The 16,150-nt window shown below is 39.5% G+C and carries 15 protein-coding genes; 9 read left to right on the top strand and 6 right to left on the bottom strand.

Going from position 1 to position 16,150, the window contains the following annotated elements; all coding sequences use genetic code 11:
- Nucleotides 1-428 precede the first annotated feature (428 nt).
- The 4 genes from JWG40_RS15455 to JWG40_RS15440 all read left to right on the top strand — a co-directional run bounded on the left by JWG40_RS15455 (nt 429) and on the right by JWG40_RS15440 (nt 2,760).
- Complete coding sequence (locus JWG40_RS15455; protein WP_332470888.1) at nt 429-1,223, top strand: aminoglycoside 6-adenylyltransferase; 795 nt, start codon at nt 429-431, stop codon at nt 1,221-1,223.
- 258 nt (nt 1,224-1,481) lie between these two features.
- A complete protein-coding gene (locus tag JWG40_RS15450; RefSeq protein WP_205286651.1) occupies nt 1,482-1,826 on the top strand; it encodes an ArsR/SmtB family transcription factor in 345 nt (114 codons plus the stop codon).
- Entirely contained in the window at nt 1,813-2,286 is a 474-nt protein-coding gene (locus JWG40_RS15445; RefSeq protein ID WP_205286650.1) for an SRPBCC family protein, read from the top strand. The genes JWG40_RS15450 and JWG40_RS15445 overlap by 14 nt, the downstream gene beginning before the upstream one ends.
- A 57-nt stretch (nt 2,287-2,343) precedes the next feature.
- Nucleotides 2,344-2,760 (top strand): GFA family protein, encoded by a 417-nt coding sequence (locus tag JWG40_RS15440; protein WP_205286649.1) that lies wholly within the window; start codon nt 2,344-2,346, stop codon nt 2,758-2,760.
- A gap of 50 nt (nt 2,761-2,810) precedes the next feature.
- Here the strand turns inward: JWG40_RS15440 and JWG40_RS15435 are convergent, their stop codons facing one another.
- A complete protein-coding gene (locus JWG40_RS15435) occupies nt 2,811-3,569 on the bottom strand; it encodes an SDR family NAD(P)-dependent oxidoreductase (protein WP_232369408.1) in 759 nt (252 codons plus the stop codon).
- A gap of 209 nt (nt 3,570-3,778) precedes the next feature.
- Here JWG40_RS15435 and JWG40_RS15430 point away from each other — a divergent pair, with 209 nt between their 5' ends.
- A complete protein-coding gene (locus JWG40_RS15430; protein WP_205286647.1) occupies nt 3,779-4,411 on the top strand; it encodes a TetR/AcrR family transcriptional regulator in 633 nt (210 codons plus the stop codon).
- A 771-nt stretch (nt 4,412-5,182) separates the two neighbouring features.
- On the opposite strand, the gene JWG40_RS15425 is transcribed toward JWG40_RS15430, so the two are convergent.
- The 3 genes from JWG40_RS15425 to JWG40_RS15415 form a co-directional block, all read right to left on the bottom strand.
- On the bottom strand, nt 5,183-5,632 hold the full coding sequence (locus tag JWG40_RS15425; RefSeq protein ID WP_205286646.1) for a GNAT family N-acetyltransferase: 450 nt from the start codon (nt 5,630-5,632) through the stop codon (nt 5,183-5,185).
- Between the two features lie 83 nt (nt 5,633-5,715).
- Nucleotides 5,716-6,105, bottom strand: coding sequence for a DUF1801 domain-containing protein (locus JWG40_RS15420; RefSeq protein WP_205286645.1), 390 nt, complete (start codon nt 6,103-6,105; stop codon nt 5,716-5,718).
- Between the two features lie 176 nt (nt 6,106-6,281).
- Complete coding sequence (locus tag JWG40_RS15415; protein WP_205286644.1) at nt 6,282-6,887, bottom strand: YceI family protein; 606 nt, start codon at nt 6,885-6,887, stop codon at nt 6,282-6,284.
- Between the two features lie 77 nt (nt 6,888-6,964).
- Between JWG40_RS15415 and JWG40_RS15410 the strand changes: the two genes are divergently transcribed.
- The 4 genes from JWG40_RS15410 to JWG40_RS15395 all read left to right on the top strand — a co-directional run bounded on the left by JWG40_RS15410 (nt 6,965) and on the right by JWG40_RS15395 (nt 13,838).
- A complete protein-coding gene (locus JWG40_RS15410) occupies nt 6,965-9,193 on the top strand; it encodes an ABC transporter transmembrane domain-containing protein (RefSeq protein WP_205286643.1) in 2,229 nt (742 codons plus the stop codon).
- 9 nt (nt 9,194-9,202) lie between these two features.
- Nucleotides 9,203-10,552, top strand: coding sequence for an HlyD family secretion protein (locus JWG40_RS15405; protein ID WP_232369407.1), 1,350 nt, complete (start codon nt 9,203-9,205; stop codon nt 10,550-10,552).
- Nucleotides 10,549-12,051 (top strand): TolC family protein, encoded by a 1,503-nt coding sequence (locus tag JWG40_RS15400; RefSeq protein WP_232369406.1) that lies wholly within the window; start codon nt 10,549-10,551, stop codon nt 12,049-12,051. The genes JWG40_RS15405 and JWG40_RS15400 overlap by 4 nt, the downstream gene beginning before the upstream one ends.
- A 77-nt stretch (nt 12,052-12,128) precedes the next feature.
- Nucleotides 12,129-13,838 (top strand): cation:proton antiporter, encoded by a 1,710-nt coding sequence (locus JWG40_RS15395; protein WP_205286642.1) that lies wholly within the window; start codon nt 12,129-12,131, stop codon nt 13,836-13,838.
- Nucleotides 13,839-14,035: 197 nt separating this feature from the next.
- Here the strand turns inward: JWG40_RS15395 and JWG40_RS15390 are convergent, their stop codons facing one another.
- Together JWG40_RS15390 and JWG40_RS15385 are read right to left on the bottom strand one after the other, a co-directional pair.
- Nucleotides 14,036-15,085 carry an NAD(P)-dependent alcohol dehydrogenase gene (locus JWG40_RS15390; protein WP_205286641.1) on the bottom strand — a complete coding sequence of 350 codons (1,050 nt, stop codon included), beginning with the start codon at nt 15,083-15,085 and terminating at the stop codon, nt 14,036-14,038.
- Nucleotides 15,086-15,098: 13 nt separating this feature from the next.
- Nucleotides 15,099-16,148, bottom strand: a complete 1,050-nt coding sequence (locus JWG40_RS15385) for an alpha/beta hydrolase (protein WP_232369405.1) — start codon at nt 16,146-16,148, stop codon at nt 15,099-15,101.
- Between the last annotated feature and the right edge of the window lie 2 nt (nt 16,149-16,150).

The following is a 16,150-nucleotide window of genomic DNA, read 5'->3' as shown; positions in this document are numbered from 1 at the left end:
GACCAAAGCCATTACTCATCGTACAGGTCTGAGTCGATGGTTTTGTTGACACAGTAATTACATAGTTGGTGCCGTCACAACCGCATGATTCTATTTTTTTTTAATACTGAAACTATCTAGATTGGAGCGAAAGATTCATCTTGGTGGGCCTTTATATGCAATACATATAAACAACTGTCGATTGAAATCAATGGTTATTCGCATAAACACTGAATAAAAAAATAAATTTGACCTTGAAAGAAGATCAGATAGGTGCGCAGACATTTAACTCAAAATAAGAAAAACAACTTCAAATTTTTTATCGAGTTATTCACATTTTAGCATTTCATTAATATAAATAACCGCATAAAATAGATAATGTTTTGAAAGAATTCTCATAAGTTAAAAAATTGCACTTCTAAATTAAATTTCACCTAACTTGATAAAGGATAAAGACAATCGCACCAACGGACATCTTTAAAAACTACATAGACAATTTAATAAACGTTGTGAAGTTGGATCCCCGATTTATTGCCATTTGCTGTGCAGGTTCTGCAATTACCGACGAACTAGACAAATATTCCGATTTAGATATAGTTTTGATTACAGAAAATCATGTTACATTTTCACCAATAGAAATGAATCACTTCGCTAATCAAATCGGGAATCTACTCGTTGGTTTTACCGGAGAACATGTGGGCGAAAATCGATTGCTGATTTGTTTATACAATTCACCACTACTCCATGTAGATCTCAAATTTATTCAGATACAGGATTTTAACAATCGAGTAGAAAATCCAAAAATTATATTCGATCGATACAATCAAATCCCCACTATCTATAAAAAAACGACTGCGATTTGGCCAAATATCAATTTTCAATGGATTGAAGACAGATTTTGGGTTTGGATTCATTATGCTGCCACCAAACTCGGACGAGGGGAATTATTTGAAGCCATTGATTTTCTCACATTTTTAAGAGGTAACGTCCTCGGTCCCATGCTTCATTTAAAATATGAAAAAAATCCCAGAGGTGTTCGCAAACTGGACTTTCTTCTTTCTAAACCTGATATCGAAAGTTTGAAGTCAACTTTAGCTATTTATGAATTTAACTCGATCTTCGATTCCATTTTTGCCTCAATCTATCTTTATTGTGAATTAAGAGATCTATTAGCCGCAAGCCTTACCAAACAAGAAGCTGCTGAGAAAGAAAGCATTCAGTATTTAAAAGACCTAAAGAAATAAATTTTTTACACAATATATCTCTCGCTACCACTTCGCTTTGGGACTTCGCCTTCGCTCGGCAAGAACATTAATTTGCCTTATGTTTAGATATACTCGCTATTCGTTTAAAAACATAAATTCCCCATCCACACCCTCAAAACAAAAGTGATACCCCCCCCCTTAAGAGACATAACTTACCTTTCTAAACCCCAACCTTTTCTTGACCAAATCCAAAATCATCCTTGACATGCAGGTATTTACCTGCATAATAATTCTTGCATGTCGAAAGAAATCGAAGGGTCAGATAAAGTATTCAAAGCGCTTGCGGATCCAAGTCGCAGGAAAGTACTCGATATTCTGTATGCCGAGAATGGCCAAACTCTCTCTGCCCTTTGCGAAAGGCTCGATATGCAAAGACAATCGGCAACACAACACATAGAAGTCCTCATTAATGCCAATCTGGTATCGGTGGTTTGGAAAGGGAGAGAGAAACTCCACTTCATCAATCCCGTACCGATCCATGAAGTCTATGAACGTTGGGTTCGCAAATTTGAAGAAAATCGCTTAGGGTTTTTATACGACCTAAAGGTGCAATTGGAAGGAGAAAACGATGGAAAAAAATAGTTTCGTCTATGTCACGTATATACTCAGCACACCAGAAAAAGTTTGGAGTGCGATCATTGATCCAGAAATCACACAAAAGTATTGGTTGGATCCATTAGCAAAAAGCCCAGCACATATCAATGTTTCGGATTGGAAACCAGGTTCCGTTTGGAAACATGAAAAGGTAGATGAAGCAAAAACAGTAGATATCATTGGTAAGGTTCTCGAAAGTTCGCCTCCACACCGTTTGGTGCTCTCCTGGGCCCGTCCTAAGGAAATGGAAGAAGAATCAAAACATGCTCGTGTCACATTTGAAATTGAACCTTACGCGAATGGACTCGTTCGTTTGGTGGTGACACACGAAGATTTAGATCCGCAAATGTTTGCAGGGATCTCTTCCGGTTGGCCTAGTGTTTTATCGAATCTCAAAACATTCTTGGAATCTGGTCGACCTTTAGCCGGGCACATTTCTGAAAACTAGCGTTATCACATAATACAAATTATATGATATTAAAATTAAAATCCATGGAGAACTAATATGAATCTACCCTATTCTGGTGGCTGCGCTTGCGGTAACATCCGTTACGATATTTCTGATGAACCTATCTTTATGAATGATTGCCAATGCAAAGACTGCCAACGTATAAGCGGAACCGGACATGGATCGTATCTAACCTTTCCGTCGCGAGCTGCCGTCAAACTCGAAGGAGAAGCCGCACATTTTGATAGGATTGGGGACAGTGGCAATACCAAAACGAATAGCTTTTGTCCCCAATGTGGTTCTCCCGTCTATATGACGTTTGCTGCTATGCCAAACCTTTTCACAGTGCACGCCACAAGTCTTGATGATCCTAGTCGCTACAAACCACAAGCAGCAACATACACTATGAGTGGATTCCCTTGGGACCATCTCGACCCGGCACTTCCTAAATTTGAAAAAATGCCTAAAACCTAACGCACTTGGTAGCAGGAGTTAGGTTCATTTTAAAGATACCTCGCTTCCTCCTACCAAGGAACCGAAACATTATCCCAAGTCGTAAAAGTACCGGTTGGTCCCTCTGGTCCAAGTGCGGCTACCCTCACCACTTCCCGTGCTCCATCCTCAAGACTTTCAAACCCTTCAAAATTGGTTAGGGCCGATTTGGTAAATCCAGGAGATACCAAATTCACCTTTATCGTTGTGTCTTTCAATTCCAACATCATCGATAGTGTGATTCCATTGAGTGCTGTTTTTGATGCCGCATAAACAGGATTGTAAAAGGAACTATAACCTGAGTTAGGGTCAGAATTTAAACTGAGGGAACCTAATGTACTAGATACATTGACGATACGAGCATCTTTGGATTCCCGAAGCAGTGGCAACATCGCCTGGTATACGGCAAGGACTCCAAACACATTGGTATCCCAAACAACTCGCATTTCATCAATCGAAGTTAAACTCGCCCGAGTCGATGCCATGTACTCGTGCATGGATAAACCCAGTTTTTGCATCCTGGTATTGGAAATTCCTGCATTGTTTACCAAAACATCAAGGTGACCAAATTGTTTTTGAATGCTCGCACTCGCATCGGCGATCGACTGCCGGTCTGCGACATCCAATTGAATGGCGACAGATCCATTCCCGATTTCTTTTGCCGCCGTTTCCCCTCTTTTTTTGTCACGTGAGCCGAGAAGGACTTTCATCCCCTTCCCTGCCAATTCTTTAGCGACTTGAAACCCTATCCCTTGGTTTGCCCCAGTCACGAGAGCAATGCGTGTATTCATTGATTCCATCTTTTTTCTCCTACTCAAATCTTACCTATAGCCCAAACTCAATTTGATCTATATGTATTTACGGTACCGTTAAGTATCGGAACTATACAGTCTCGTATTTGGACATTGGAAATATGGAATTCTTTGGTCAATAAAAAAATTGGTAAAAAGATAGTTCCCTATGATTTCGAAATCATTTTGTATGTTATAATCAGATCCGAATGGAAAAGAAAAAAAGAGAAACAGTTCCGAAAAAAGCCCCACAAACACCGGTACTAGGGAGGAAACGAGATCCCTCGCTGGATACTTCCATTCTCAAAGCAACTATTGAGATGCTTGCTGAAGAAGGGTTTGATGGAATGACGATGGACAAAATCGCCATCAAAGTTGGTACTGGAAAGGCAGCTTGTTACAGACGTTGGCCGTCCAAAGTCAAACTTGTCAAAGATGCTTTGATTTGGATGAATCGTAACCAGTTAGAACTCGAAAAAATTCCCGATACAGGTTCTCTTAGAAATGATTTTTTAGCCATCCTCAAACCCCATTCGATGGAAGAAGCCAACGCAAAACTTCGAGTACTCGGAGGCCTTGGGACATTTTGGTTGGATGAAGAAATCGAAAAAAAAGGAATCACTGAAATTTTTGGACCTTGGACTGAAATGAACCGAACCCTTATCCAAAGAGCCATGGATCGCGGAGAAATTTCTAAAAAAGCAAATGTAGATCTTGTTTGTAAAGTGCTAAACTCGATGGCAACCTACCGCGCCCTTATCGAACGAAAACCTCCCGACAAAACACTGTTTATCGCACTCATTGACCAAGTGGTGATGCCTGCCTTAAAAAACCCAGGTTAAATGCTCTGGTGCGCCTCGCATCGGTTAGATGATGAGACTTTTTTTCCAATCACGACCGCGCTATCCGCTCCGATCTTTCCAATGAGATTTAAGATGCAAAATGAACCAAACAGGGAAAGGATTTCCGCTACTATCGCTGGCGCGGGGTTGAATGGATAACACAGCATTCATTAAAATGGATTTGACTTTTGAGGAAATATAGTTCCGAGCAAATTTGATGGCATATGCATACAACTTTACTCCTTAATTAACCTATTCTTTTCTCAAAATATTTTGGTGAAATTCTGGATTTCCTTACCAATGAATTATCTTTCTTTTTAGATCGAAATCATCTTGAATATACCTAACGATTAATTCATTTTTTATATTCGAATCCTGATAATCTATGGCAATGCTAAAAGTATTTTCTGAATTTTTACATTTGAATTGCAAATACCAATAAATTGGAAATTTGTTTCCTATATCTAATTTATAATGAGAAAGATATAAGTTCTTACACTGGATTTTGTGATGAGTATCAAATTCTGATTGGCGAGTAAGGTTTTGACTTTCATTATGTATATTCAAAAAAGTTTGAATATACTGTTTGGCTGTGTTTACCTCATAATCATTCGGCTTCTCTCTCAGCTTCTTTCTACTGCAACCAAGTCCGAATATAACCGAAACTAACAAGATGCTGCTAAAAAAATCATTAGAATGGTTTAAATTGATCTATTCAATGAATGATTATTTTGGTTATTCATTTATATAGAACCCATTTTTAATCCACCGCTATCCTAACGGATAATAAAAATGCACCACATCCTCAGCACGACCACCCGTTGCCTTATAAAAATCCAATGCATAGTCGTCAGCTAAATCTGCTTGGACAAACACTTCTTCCATCCCTTTTTCTTTGCAATAGGAGTTAATGGAAGTAATGAGTGATTTACCAATCCCTTTCCTTTGCAGATGAGTTTGGACTGCTAGATCATAAATATAAACTAAAGGTTTTTCGGAATAGTATTGTCGTAAAAGGTATGCGGTAAGTCCCCCGACAACTTTACCTTCCAATATAGAAACAAAAACAAAAAAATCATCCCGATCCAAAAGGGATTGGAGGTAGTTTTGCTTGGGCATTTGGAAATTTTTCATTTCAAACACATCTTCAAAAACAGAAATAAGTTCTATAAACTGCTTGAGATCGTTGTTTGACAGTTTCCTTGTTTCCATATTGAACATATATTTACCTATCTTATTGATTCGTTTTTATCTGGTTTCCCAATGGAATAGAAAATAAATCCAATCTGAGTAAAATATCTCTATCACTTCAATCTTTCGAGGACACCTTTTCGTTTGACTATGTTTTTATAATCCCATTGGATTTTCTTTGCTTGACCGAGCCAACGTTTCAAATCTTTTTTATTGATTTGGCTAACATCAGTATAACGAACTTCTGCTGCCTTAAAACTCCCCTCCGGTTCTAATCCTTTCTCTTCGAAAGTTTGCCCGCTCCAAAAGAGAAGACGAATGCAACTTTTTAGTTTGCTATATCCAACAATGGGGTTGCCATCTAAAAACCAAACAGGGTGTGCATGCCAGATTTTCTTCTCAGCCTTGGGAAGATGTAAATTGATTTCCTCATAGAGAATGTTACAAATATCTCTTTCCAAAGGGGATTGGGATTTGTTATATGATTCGATCTCTTTACTCATAAAAAACATTTTCCTAGATAATTTATTAAACGTAAATCTTCGATCGATACAAAAGAAAAAGATAAAATCGAATTTTATAATATGAATCCAAGACTTTCAGTCTCATAGAATTTCAATATACAAAATCCAACACATCGCTACATATAAAATTTATGCAGCGATTTTGGAATCTAAAACTATTTACAAATTTTCTTTAGTGTTGAAACTACTTTCACATCCACAGTCGGCCAAAGTTTACTTACCCCATCAGAACCTTTGTGTAAATCATTACATTCGGCATTTAATTTACCGAGACCTGATTGCAAGCCAAGAGTTACTACATCCACAGTCCCTGTAACTTCTACTACATCATCTTTCCAAACAAAGTTCACAGGAACTGATGTTTTAGAATTTCCCAATCGTAAATTTAATTTTGCAGTCCCTGTTTCACCAGCGGTAATATCAGAAAAGGATCCAGAGATTTTTTTATTTCCTTTCACAGAACCAAAAAAGAATTTTTTAATTTTTCCATCCCGATCTGGTACACCTGAGTTGACGGAAGAAGAATCAATTTGGAATTGTAAAGAGTTTACCGCACCAAACTTTGATTTGTCTTTTTGTTTGCCGACTACTTTGATCGAATCGAACTTACCTTTAACACCTGTTTTTTCCGTAAATTTGAACGCTGTCCACTCTAAAGAGGTTTGCGATGGGTCGTATTCGTATGTGCAATTTTCTTGCGCAGACAATTGTACTGCTGCGCTGAGTGTGATTAGAACCAAAATCGAATGAAAAATTTTCATAGAAACCTCTGCTGGAAAATAAAAAATCTAGAACTAGGTTTTGTCAAGTGGAGTCTAATCCCCGAATCACAATTCGCATGTTAAAATTTATACATTTGTTGGTATTTCATTTCAAAAACCAACTCTTCAAACCAAAAGAAGAAAATCTTGCCATAAGACTTTCTTCGTTTGAAGATTTGGCAAAATCTGTTTTGGATTTTTTATCGGAATCCTTACATATTCATTCAGTTCCAAGTGAAATCATTGAAGGTTTTCGTTCGCTTCGTAGCAAATTCAGACAACTGACAAAAAACAATTTTTATGATTTTCTTTTTGCTGCTTCACATCAATACCGAATCCGCCTAAACATTGTTCAAAAAACATTACAAGACATAAAATCGTATATCACAGAGGAGTCACCGTTTGTATTTCAAATTTTAAACGACGAAAGTGCAATCCCCGAATTCTATGCGATCCTAAATTATCAAACTTCCTCTTATCAAATCAAATCACTGCATAACTTAGAGGCCGAATCGGAATGGTATTCCGAAAAAGAATTATTTAAACTCATCGGAATCAAATCAAATAAAGATTATGTGGATTGGCTCATAGCAGAGCCTACGTTTCCTTTTTCAACAAACAAGGAAATAACGAAGACTGATTCTGCTGTTAAAAATGCTCTAAAACAAATCTTCCATTTGATTCAAATGGAATCTAAAGATGTTTGGATTGTATTTATCTATGGAGTGGGAATTGGAATTCTTTCCCTTGTTGTTCCCGTAGCCACTTCCTCCCTTGTGAATATAGTAGCCTTTGGAGTGATGATTCAACCTGTCATCATATTAACTCTGTTAGTTGTATTTTTTCTTGGATTTGCAGGTGCGATGCAAACCATCCAAATCTACGTCGTGGAAATTTTACAGAGACGTGTTTTCGTGAGAATCGCAACTGAGTTCGCTGCTAAATTTCCAAAAATTCGTCAAGATGTCTTAGACAAACATCACAACCCTGAGCTTGTGAATCGATTTTTTGATACTATGACCATTCAAAAGTCTATTCATTCACTTCTCGTGGATGGACTTTCTGTTGTATTAACGACGGTAATCGGTTTTATTTTGATTTCTTTCTATCATCCCATCTTTATCGTATTTTCCTTTATCATTTTACTCATCGGTGGGTACTGGGTTATCTATCGATTGGGAAAACCTGCTGCCGAAAACTATATCAGAATATCAAAAGAAAAATATAAAGTGGCCGCTTGGTTGGAGGAAATATCAAGACATTCCGCCCTATTCCACTCAAGCTTTGGATCTAATTTTGCCCTGGACCGAGCTGATTCTTTAATTAGGGACTATTTATATGCTAGAAAAAAATATTTTTATAATTACATTCGCCAAATCATTGGTCTTGTAGGAATTCAAGCTTTTGCAAGTGCCATTGTACTTGGATTAGGTGGATATTTAGTCATCCATAGACAGCTTACCATTGGTCAACTCGTCGCAGCGGAACTTGTGATCGCCAAAGTTCTTAGCGATATATCCAAATTTGGAAAACAGTTGGATAGTTTTTATAGTTTGATCGCAGCCGTTGACAAAATCAATTCTGTTTTCCACTTACCTACAATCCCTGTAAAAACCGTAGAATTTGAAATTCCGAGTGGCCCGATCCAAGTGCAAATGTCTGGAATTCATTATTCCTTATCTAATGGCCATAAAATCTTTCATCAATTCCAATGGAAGGTCCCAGCAGGCAAATCCATCGGCGTTTCTTCTAACACTCCCTATGACGCACACATCCTCTTAGATCTATTATGTGGTCTAAGAACACCTACATCGGGCGTTGTCGAATACAACCACCAAAACATACATGAAGTTTCCAAAGAACAAATTCATTCTGTTACTTATTTAATCCGAGGAAATGAAATTTTCGAAGGAACCATCCTGGAAAACATTCGAGTCGGAAGAGAAGAAATTTCTCTCATCGAAATCAGAGAACTCTTAGACGAACTGGGAATTTGGGAAACAATCCAATCTTTACCAAATGGAATTCACACTCCACTTTTAACTTTTGGTCATCCCTTTGACAATATCCAAACAACAATCCTCTCCTTAGCCCGTGCGATCGTTGGGAAACCAAAACTCTTGTTAATCGACGGAAACTTAGACCAATTACCACCGCATCTTTTATCGGCTTCTCTCAAAGTTTTGTTACAAAAGAATAGAGACTGGACACTACTCGTTGTTTCCAAATCACCAAATGTTCTTTCTCAAATGGACCAAGTATTACGTTTAGAAAACGATTCCCATTCCCTAAAGGTAAACTCTTAAAGCTATTATATGAAAACTGATATCTCACAGAAATGGAAACTTTATAAAAATCTACCTTCGTATCGACTGGTGCAAACGGCCTTGCCTGCACAAAGCCTTGCTTATATCCTCACCATTATTTTTTTCTTAAGTGTAATCATCCTTCTCTATGTTCCCTGGCAACAGACCACAATGGGATTTGGAAGAGTGGTTGCCTATGCACCATTGGATCGCCAACAAGTCATTGAATCTCCCATTGGTGGCCGTGTTGTGAAATGGCATGTACATGAAGGAACTCGAGTAAGAAAGGGAGACCCCATCATTGATATCTCTGACAATGATCCAAATTTTATCAATCGAATCCGCGAAGAAAAAAATGCCCTCTTACAACGATTAGAAGCTGCCAGATCCAGAGAAGACAACATTCGTTCCCGAATTATCAGTTTACGTTCGTCGATGGGAAGCGCTGTGAATGCAGCTGATTCTAGGAGGATGATGGCCAAAGATCGTGTGCGGGCCAGCGAACAAGCAGTAGATGCTGCTAAAGCCGCTTTAAAAACTGCCAATCTCAACTTAGACCGCCAAAAACAATTATGGGAAAAAGGTCTGACTTCAAAACGAACTTTAGAGCTTGCGGAATTAGAACATACAAACGCAGAAACTGGACTCGATCGCGCCAAAGCAACTTTTGATGCTGCCGTAAAAGAAGAAAGAGCTTTGTATAGCGATACTGGCAAAGTGGCACAAGATGCTGAAGCATCTATCAATGATGCCAAAGCCTCCTTAGCTTCAGCGCAGTCGGAAGTGGCCCGTGTTTTGGAAGACCTACCGAAACTCGAAGCCAGGTTATCCAGACAAGAAAACCAAGAAGTATTTGCACCGAGAGATGGAACCATCATGAGAATTCTGGTGAATCCAGACACACAACAAGTCAAAGAAGGAGATGGAGTTGCAATTCTCGTTCCGGATTCCGAAGACAAAGCGGTAGAACTTTTTATTTCCGGTAACGACATACCGCTCGTTGGGGAAGGAAGAAAGGTTCGTTTGCAATTCCAAGGGTATCCTGTACTGCAAATCAGTGGGTGGCCAGAGACCGCTGTAGGCACTTTTGGCGGCATTGTCAAACTGGTAGACATTACAGACAACGGTTCTGGAAATTTTCGAGTCCTGGTGATCCCTGATAGAGATGATAGAGACTGGCCATCCAGTCGCTACTTAAGACAAGGAGTCCGAGCTAAAGGTTGGATTTTTCTCAATCGTGTGAGTGTGGGTTATGAACTTTGGAGAAGGTTCAATGACTTTCCACCAAACTTACCAATGGATGATCCTGAAATTAAATCTTTGTTAGATGACAATAATGGAGAAAAGAAACTCAAATGAAAATAATATCAAAGCTAAAACGATCCCTACTTGCAATACTCTGTCCTTTTGGAATGTTTTTCTCCTTTGTCATCGAAGCAGATCCTACACGTGATCCATTTGATTCTTTACACGCGCCCAATATTTATTCACAAGATTATATCAACCAACAACCAGGTGTACTCACACTAGAAGAACTTCTTAGATCTGTAGAAAAATCTTATCCACTTGTCCTTGCGGCTGAAAAACTTTTATCAGAAGCCGAATACAACTACCTCGCTGCCGAAGGGGCTTTTGATTTACAATTTAAGTCCATGGGAACCACAAAACCCATTGGTTATTATACAAACAATGCCGCTGATGCTATGTTTGAAAAACCAACCCCACTCGGGGGAACTTCCTTTTTTGCCGGATATCGGATTGGGCGGGGGAAGTTCCCTGTATATGATGGCAAAAGAGAAACCAATGACTATGGAGAAGTGCGGGCCGGTGCCATATTTCCCCTAATGCGTAACCGTGAGATTGATAAAAATAGAGCCGATATCAAAAAGGCCGATCTTGATCGCCGACTTGCGGAACTCTCCATTCAAAAATTAAAAATAGAAGTCATCAAAGAAGCCACCAAACGGTATTGGAAATGGGTTGCCAGTGGCCAAGAGTATCTAGTCAACAAAGACTTGTTAGCCATTGCCAAGGATCGCCAGGAACAAATCACCGAACGAATCAAATTAGGTGACATACCTAAAATGGAAGGAACAGAAAATGATCGCGCCATCTTACAAAGAGAATCTCAATTTGTTTCTGCCGAAAGGGAAATGCAAAAAGCTGCCATCGACTTATCTTTATTTCTGCGTGCCACCGATGGAAATTTAATCCTTCCCACAACGGATCGTTTGCCCATAGGATTTCCTAAACCTATTGAGTATAAAAAACTGGAACTAGAAAAAAGTATCAAACTCGCTTGGAAGTATAGACCTGAGTTACAAGACTTTGAATTCAAACGAGATAAAGTTCGCGTCGACCAGGACATGGGCTACAATGCTCTGAAACCTCAAGTGGATTTGGTGGTTGCCGGATCTCAAGACTTTGGACCAGGATCTGTCACAAGATCCAAACCTGAACTAGAAGCATCGCTTGTTCTCAACTTACCCATCCAAACAAAACGCCCAAGGGGAATGATTGGTGCAGCCGAAGCAAAGATTGCCCAACTGGATCAAGAATTACAATTCTCAAAAGACAAAATCAAAACGGAAGTACAAGACTCTATATCGGAGGTGATTGCTTCGGCAAAACGTGTCGCTGTTACGCAAAATGAAGTCGAATTAGCAAGAAAGTTAGAAGAGATGGAACGGGAACGATTTAAACTCGGCGACTCAACACTTCTATTTGTGAATATTCGAGAACAGACAAGTGCGGAAGCTGCTGTGCGCGAAATTAAGGCTTTGTACGATCATCATGTGGCCATTGCCCATTTTCAAGCATCCACAGCTTCCATTTTACAAATTTCTCCCCTTCCTTAGTCCGTTTTATTATTCAGAAAAAAAAACGACTTTCACTACTCAATGAATCTCTAAACTTTTCCCTAAAGAAGGTTTCTATGCACGGAGAAGAGTCACTACTACAAGACATTGGTCTTAGCATTATTTTCGCAACAGTCTTAAGTCATATCGCCAGAGTCCTCAAACAACCGTTAATTTTAGGTTATATCATTGGCGGAGCCTTGCTCGGTAAAGAAATGGGATTCGGATATGTAACAAACGAAGCAAGTATTGAACTCATTTCCGAAATTGGCCTTATCTTATTGTTATTCATCATAGGTTTGGAAATCAATTTAGCGGAACTTGCAAAAATGGGTAAGGCTATGTTTACCCTTGGTATCCTACAGTTTACACTTTCTGTTGCCTTTGTGTATTCTGTGTTTCCCTTTTTTGGCCTCTCCATTGGCTCTGAAAAATTTGATCTACTTTATATCGCTGTCGCTTTGTCTCTAAGTTCCACACTAATTGTAGTCAAACTTTTGCAGGACAAAGTGGAGATCAATACTCTCTCAGGAAAGTTAACCGTAGGGGTATTGGTTTTCCAAGATATCTGGGCCATTTTGTTTATGGGGGTCCAACCCAATCTAAACAACCCAGAGATTTTAAAAATTCTAACCTCCGTTGGAATCATTGTACTACTCATTGCTTTTAGTTTTAGTGTCAGTCGTTATGTTCTCGCAAAATTGTACAAAGCCTGTGCCAGTAGCCCTGAGTTAATTCTTTTAACATCGATTATGTGGTGTTTTCTTGTTTGTGGGATTGCAGGAGAAGCAGGTCTTTCCAAAGAAATGGGTGCTCTCGTTGCCGGTATGAGTATTGCCGCTTTCCCTTATGGGGCCGATGTCATTTCCAAACTCATTGGAATTCGTGATTTCTTTGTGACTCTATTTTTCGTAGCTTTAGGTCTAAAAGTTCCCCTCCCTAGTTTAGAAGTGATCGGACTCTCTACGGCCATCATCGCACTGATGTTATTTGTCAGAATGGTTACTATTGCCCCGGTCATCATCAAACTCAACAAAGGTGTTCGGAATGGATTTCTGACGGCACTCAATTTAGCACAAATTTCAGAATTCTCTCTCGTCATATTAGCGTTAGGTGCAGGATTTGAACACATTACCCCGAAACTCCAAGCAGTGATTTTAACTTCTACCATCATTGCTTCGGTTCTATCTACATATATAATTATGTTTAACCATAATATTGCTGCAACCTTTGAAAGGCTTCTCGCTCGTGTCGGAATTTCTGACCAAACCGAAGAATCCTCCAAAGAGGGCAAAGGCAGCGACGGTGGGCATGGGGGACACGGAGATGGAATGGTACGAGATATCATTGTCCTCGGATACTTTCGCATTGCTCGTGCCTTTGTGGAATATTTAGAAGATTTATCACCATCTCTTATCAAACGGATCATCATTGCTGATTACAATCCGGCTTTTAAAGAGGAACTCACAAACAAAGGATTCCAGTGGGCCTATGCTGACCTTGCTCATCCCGATTCCTTATCTCATATTGGCCTTCATGATGCTTCGATGGTCATTTGTACTATCTCTGATTCTTTTTTGAAAGGAACGAATAACAATCGTTTGCTTTCCACTCTGAGTAAACTCGCACCAAATGCAAAAATCATTTTAACTAGTGATGAACCGGGTGAAGCAAAAAAACTCGTGAGTGACGGAGCACAAAAGGTCATTGTACCGGGAGTCATCACTGGTGAATTTTTGTATGATTATATCTCTCGAGGGATGAGAAATAACGAAAGGGTGGTTTAATCCTTTCGTTATTTTAAATTTTTGAAAAAGTTTTAATTCATTTAACCCCTGTTAGTGTTTCAATCCAACCAGGGGTTAAAAAAATCGATGGATTCTGTCGGCAACCAGTTGTCGGCTTTATCCAATCAGATCTGGAAGCCAGCTACTATTCAATAGCTACGGGAAGCCAACTTTATCCATCCTCAACGAACACTAGTTTAGATTTTTCCCATATCAATCACAAACCGGTAACGAACATCACTTTTTAATACTCTCGCATAAGCATCGTTCACTTGGTTTGGCTCGATGAGTTCAATTTCTGGAGTGATATTGTGTTTCCCACAAAAATCCAACATCTCTTGTGTCTCTTTGATCGAGCCAATCACTGACCCAGCAAAATTACGCCTCATCAGGATAAGCGGGAAAGGATGGATACTGAGTGGTTTTTCCGGAGCTCCCACCGATATAAGAGTACCATCCATTTTGAGTAGACCAAAATAATTTGCCATATTCAAATCAGCAGAAGATACCGTATTGATGATCAGATCAAAACGTAATGTATTTTCCTGAAACACTTTCGGAGATTTTGTGATTAGAAAAACATCGGCACCTAACTTCTTTGCATCAATTTCTTTTTTCTCTGACTGACTAAGGACAGTCACTTCCGCACCCATTGCCTTGGCGATTTTTACAGCCATATGTCCAAGACCACCAAGTCCCATCACGGCTACTTTTTTCCCTGGGCCGGCATTCCAATGATTTAACGGAGAATAGGTGGTGATTCCAGCGCATAAAAGTGGAGCCGCTTTGTCCAAAGGCAAACTGTCTGGTATTCGAAGGACAAAGTCTTCATTCACAACAATCACATCAGAATATCCACCTTGGGTAACGGCCGATCCATCTCTTTCCATAGAACCATATGTCATTGTATTTCCAGGGATACAATACTGTTCCATTCCTTCTTTACAATGGGCACATTCACGACAAGAATCCACCATACAACCTACACCCACACGGTCCCCAATCTTGTATTTAGTGACCTTTGTTCCCACAGTTCTAACAACACCGGCAATTTCATGACCTGGCACCATTGGAAATGGAGAACCAAATCCCCACTCATCCCCTGTCATATGTATGTCCGAATGGCAAATCCCCGAGTATTTGATATCAATGACCACATCATGCTCTTTTGGGTCTCTTCGTTCAAACCGATAGGGAACAAGAGCTCCCTTTACTTTTAATGCAGCGATTCCTTTTGTTTGGATCATATTTGATTCCTACCTATTTTTCTTTTATACTTACTTTTAAATTTTCTTTAAAGAAGGATTCAATTCTAACAAAAGGAATTTTATCCATTTTGTCATACAAGTCTACATGATTGGCATTTGGCACAATGATGAGTTCCTTTGGTTCACTGGCTTCTTTGAAAACATCTTCGCTAAAGTAACGTGAGTGAGCCGAGTCACCAGCGATGAGTAAAATCGGCCTTGGTGAAATTTCTTTCACATAAGTGAGAAGAGGCATATTCATAAAAGAGAATGGTGTCGTGGCAGTCCATGCTCCATTCGAATTCGGTGAATTTTTATGAAACCCTCGAGGAGTGCGGTAGTAATCGAAAAATTCCTCCGTGATCGGACTCGTGTTCCCCTCTAATGTTTCCGGAAGGATTCTAGGTCCTGGAGCCGGTTTTCCATTTTTGGCATCTACATTACGCTTTTCACTTAACGATTCTAATAATGCTGATCGTGCATCTTTTGTTAGGCTGTCGTTCAATCCTTTCGCCATCACACGGGACATATCATACATACTAGTTGTGACAACTGCTCTAATCCGTTTGTCCACGGCTGCAGCGTTCAGTCCCATTCCACCAAACCCACAGATACCGATGATTCCAATTCGGTTTCGATCCACATTGGATAACAAACCAAGGTAATCAACCGCCGCACTAAAGTCTTCTGTATTGATATCGGGAGAGGCAACATTACGTGGTTCGCCCCCACTTTCCCCAGTGTACGAAGGATCAAAGGCAAGAGTGACAAAACCTTTTTCTGCCATCGTCTGTGCATATAGTCCCGATGACTGTTCTTTCACGGCACCAAACGGGCCACTGATGGCAAGGGCCGCTAAAGGTTCCGAACCCTGATCTTTGGGTAGATACAAATCGCCCTTTAGTTTGATTCCATACCGATTCATAAACTGAACTTTTTTATGTTCTACTTTCTCACTTCGCGGAAAAGTTTTGTCCCAAGTTTCCCAGGGCAAACAACCCATTCCCAAACTCATGAGAATTCCTATGATACTGAACTTTTGTATGAATTGACGAATTTTCATTC

It is taken from the genome of Leptospira abararensis (assembly GCF_016918735.1).
Taxonomy (GTDB): Bacteria; Spirochaetota; Leptospiria; order Leptospirales; family Leptospiraceae; genus Leptospira_A; species Leptospira_A abararensis.
Note: the sequence above shows the minus strand (reverse complement) of the source record. Positions and strands in the feature narration are given on the sequence as shown.

Coding starts and splice junctions, on each gene's coding strand:
- JWG40_RS15450 (WP_205286651.1), top strand. CDS start 1,482: ATGTCGAAAGAAATCGAAGGGTCAGATAAAGTATTCAAAGCGCTTGCG.
- JWG40_RS15445 (WP_205286650.1), top strand. CDS start 1,813: ATGGAAAAAAATAGTTTCGTCTATGTCACGTATATACTCAGCACACCA.
- JWG40_RS15440 (WP_205286649.1), top strand. CDS start 2,344: ATGAATCTACCCTATTCTGGTGGCTGCGCTTGCGGTAACATCCGTTAC.
- JWG40_RS15435 (WP_232369408.1), bottom strand. CDS start 3,569: ATGAATACACGCATTGCTCTCGTGACTGGGGCAAACCAAGGGATAGGG.
- JWG40_RS15430 (WP_205286647.1), top strand. CDS start 3,779: ATGGAAAAGAAAAAAAGAGAAACAGTTCCGAAAAAAGCCCCACAAACA.
- JWG40_RS15425 (WP_205286646.1), bottom strand. CDS start 5,632: ATGTTCAATATGGAAACAAGGAAACTGTCAAACAACGATCTCAAGCAG.
- JWG40_RS15420 (WP_205286645.1), bottom strand. CDS start 6,105: ATGAGTAAAGAGATCGAATCATATAACAAATCCCAATCCCCTTTGGAA.
- JWG40_RS15415 (WP_205286644.1), bottom strand. CDS start 6,887: ATGAAAATTTTTCATTCGATTTTGGTTCTAATCACACTCAGCGCAGCA.
- JWG40_RS15410 (WP_205286643.1), top strand. CDS start 6,965: ATGTTAAAATTTATACATTTGTTGGTATTTCATTTCAAAAACCAACTC.
- JWG40_RS15405 (WP_232369407.1), top strand. CDS start 9,203: ATGAAAACTGATATCTCACAGAAATGGAAACTTTATAAAAATCTACCT.
- JWG40_RS15400 (WP_232369406.1), top strand. CDS start 10,549: ATGAAAATAATATCAAAGCTAAAACGATCCCTACTTGCAATACTCTGT.
- JWG40_RS15395 (WP_205286642.1), top strand. CDS start 12,129: ATGCACGGAGAAGAGTCACTACTACAAGACATTGGTCTTAGCATTATT.
- JWG40_RS15390 (WP_205286641.1), bottom strand. CDS start 15,085: ATGATCCAAACAAAAGGAATCGCTGCATTAAAAGTAAAGGGAGCTCTT.
- JWG40_RS15385 (WP_232369405.1), bottom strand. CDS start 16,148: ATGAAAATTCGTCAATTCATACAAAAGTTCAGTATCATAGGAATTCTC.